At 34.3% G+C, this 1,670-nt stretch carries 1 protein-coding gene; it reads right to left on the reverse strand.

Annotation, left to right across the window (positions count from 1 at the left end; translation table 11 throughout):
* Positions 1 to 211 precede the first annotated feature (211 nt).
* Positions 212 to 1,540 carry an IS4 family transposase gene (locus ACTND6_RS10950; protein ID WP_441024273.1) on the reverse strand — a complete coding sequence of 443 codons (1,329 nt, stop codon included), beginning with the start codon at positions 1,538 to 1,540 and terminating at the stop codon, positions 212 to 214.
* Positions 1,541 to 1,670 lie beyond the last annotated feature (130 nt).

The following is a 1,670-nucleotide window of genomic DNA, read 5'->3' on the forward strand; positions in this document are numbered from 1 at the left end:
CAATGTCATTAAGTTAAGCACTATTGATAATTGGTAATCTCTATAGACAACAGTAAAACCAGGAATAGAACTGTCTTCTATCAGATAGCTATTCCTGGTTTTTGGCTTTTGCTGATTTTTCGAACAATTTCAGGCATGACAAAAATATCTCTACAATAGAGATTGTATTTTCTGCCATTTTGTTTTACTTTAATAGCGGAGCTAATCTCCACTATGCCGCATAGTATGAAGGTGTCTTGCAGGACTGTGGCTTCACATTGCGACTGTATTTTCTTCCTGGCCTTATTGGGCTCAGGAATTTTTTTATTCTTTTCGTCAGTTCCTTTTCATCTATTTTTTCATCAAGATACAGACGGATATTTGTTATTGCTGTTTTGAAGTTTACTTTGTAATGATATTTACATTCTTCCTTTTGATCTGGAGGAGTGTTATTTATAATGATCCTGCTGAAATTGAATAGTATCAAAGAGGCATAGATTTCCTGTCGGATCAGTTGTTGACTGGAAGAATGGAAATACAACATCCCAACTGTATATTTCAAATCTCTGAAAGAAGTCTCAATACCCCATCGTAAATGATAGATTTCTTTGAATTCCTCAAATGTCATTTCATCTTCTGATAAATTGGTCAAAAGACATTCGTATGTATCATCAGTGATTTTAAAACGAACTGCTCTAAGATTCATTTCATAGTAGTCCTGATCAGCTGTAAGATAATCAAACGGTGCACTGGCATTCACAAGGAGTGTATATATCTCGTTGTCTTTTGTTTCATTTGTCTGAAGATATGTCATTCTTTTAGTGATATGCGTATCAAACGCAATATCTTCAAAATGCATCGTAGAGAGTATTCCGTTACTATGAATATCCTTTACACGAATGATGAATTTCTGATTCTTTTCAATACATGATGCCATCAGATTGTATTTTTCATATCCACGGTCACATACAATGATTGAATTCTGTGGATATTGATGATTATCAATCATTTCTTCAAGTGCACCGCACTCATGTGTTTTAGTGGCTGTATCAATATTCACATCTACATAGATACCGTTTAACACATCGTAAAGTGCATTGAGATGGAGCTGATTGTATCCTCTGGTTGCAGATGTATTGATGTGATATGTCGTCTTGTCTTTTGGGTTGTGAGAGATATTGATATCAGAACCATCACAGGCAAGAAGATAGTAACCATTATATGTTTTATAGTTTGTAAAATAAGAAGTGAATAGTGAAAACACTCTTTTGAATGCCTCAGGTTTACATTTATAACGTTGCTGAGAGACAGCAGATGCAGATGGCATGTCATCAATGTCAGAAAAATAATTCATCATATCAGATCGAATGGTTTTATTGGATAAATGCAAAATGTAATGAATAAGATCAGAACAGTTAAGCTTTCTGTTTCTGGTGAAATCAGAAACAGGATCAGCACAATAGCAGGCGATATTATCAGAGACAGAAGAGATGGCTCTTTCAAGAGCAGAACGAATCGTTGAAGCAGAATAGAAATAGTTATTGTTAGAAATTGCAGACATGTAAATTGTCCTCCTACAATTTCCTTCGGATTATGTTTAATGTTCCGTTTTCAAGCCTGTCAAGCAATATTTTGCATATTTATGCGTAAATATGAACGATTTGTTCATATCTGAGAAAAATATTTCATTG

Source organism: Bulleidia sp. HCP3S3_C9 (genome assembly GCF_052064035.1).
Lineage (GTDB): Bacteria > Bacillota_I > Bacilli_A > Erysipelotrichales > Erysipelotrichaceae > Bulleidia.